Raw genomic sequence first — 1025 nt, 5'->3', positions numbered from 1 at the left:
ATTGAAAATCCCCGTGTCCTTGGTTCGATTCCGAGTCCGGGCACCACTTATTTTGAACCCTCGCTTAGGCGGGGGTTTTTGCTTTCTGAATCAGCAATTTTTGTTTTATCAGTAGTTAACGCCCTTATCGTTCCTCCGGCCCCGCTTCCCGGTGGTGCAACATCGGCATTATGATAAAGCCTACCAAAGACCGAAACGGTACCTTCTACATCCGAAAAGTGTTTCCTCAGGCGCTACGTTTAGGGTCACACCCGGAGACAATCTGTTGTCCGTCAGCGACCCGTCCCAGAATTAGTCAGCATTTTACGATAACGCCAGGATTTATAGCCAAGTTTTGCTGGCGTTATATACCAAATAAAAGGGAGTAAAATCAATAATGTGAGCGCAAGGTTAAGACTTGTATCCCTGGAGGCAAGTAAAAGAGTTAAAGCCAGTATGATGAAGGCAATAATCGTTATCCACTTCATTGCTTTAAAACGATTGGACAGATCATGAGTTACGCTATCCAACGAACCACCGTAATTCTCAATATTGTTTTTTAGTTTTTGAAGATCTCGTTTACTAAAACCTGATTTTAAAAGTGCTTCTTCGCTGGTCATTCCGTCACCCGCCCTATAACCCACTGAAATAATTTATTTATATCAAATAGTTGAAGATATCTACACCCTCGAACACTGACATTATTGCCCACTTCAGAGCTTCACTGCTGCTGTTATCTATTTCCCTATCCACGACACCCCGACCACTGCGTCAGCAGCGCATGCAGTTTAGCCGGTTCGAGAGGCTTGCGAAGCACCAGGTATCCCTCCTGCTCCGCTTCCAGCAGAACCGGTGAATTAAATTCGCCGCTGACTATCGCGCCGCTCATATCCGGGAGACGTTCAAAAAGCGCTTTCAAGATTTCGAAGCCGCTTTCGCCGGATCGCAGGCGCTGGTCGCACAGCACGGCAAACGGCGTGAAGCCGTCGTCGATAATGGCGAACGCTTCTTCAGCAGAGGCCGCACAGCGCACGTTGATTCCCCAG

1 protein-coding gene and 1 pseudogene are annotated in these 1025 nt (G+C 47.5%); both read right to left on the bottom strand.

Annotated features, from left to right (window positions below; all coding sequences use genetic code 11):
- Positions 1–272: 272 nt before the first annotated feature.
- Entirely contained in the window at positions 273–599 is a 327-nt protein-coding gene (locus tag LDK53_RS22650) for a hypothetical protein (protein ID WP_045286545.1), read from the bottom strand.
- 125 nt (positions 600–724) lie between these two features.
- Positions 725–1025, bottom strand: a pseudogene (locus tag LDK53_RS22645) (hybrid sensor histidine kinase/response regulator); the annotation flags it as partial.

The organism is Enterobacter sp. K16B, assembly GCF_020216105.1.
GTDB classification, from domain to species: domain Bacteria; phylum Pseudomonadota; class Gammaproteobacteria; order Enterobacterales; family Enterobacteriaceae; genus Enterobacter; species Enterobacter sichuanensis.
The sequence above is the reverse complement of the archived record's forward strand: the minus strand, read 5'-3'. Positions and strand labels throughout refer to the sequence as shown.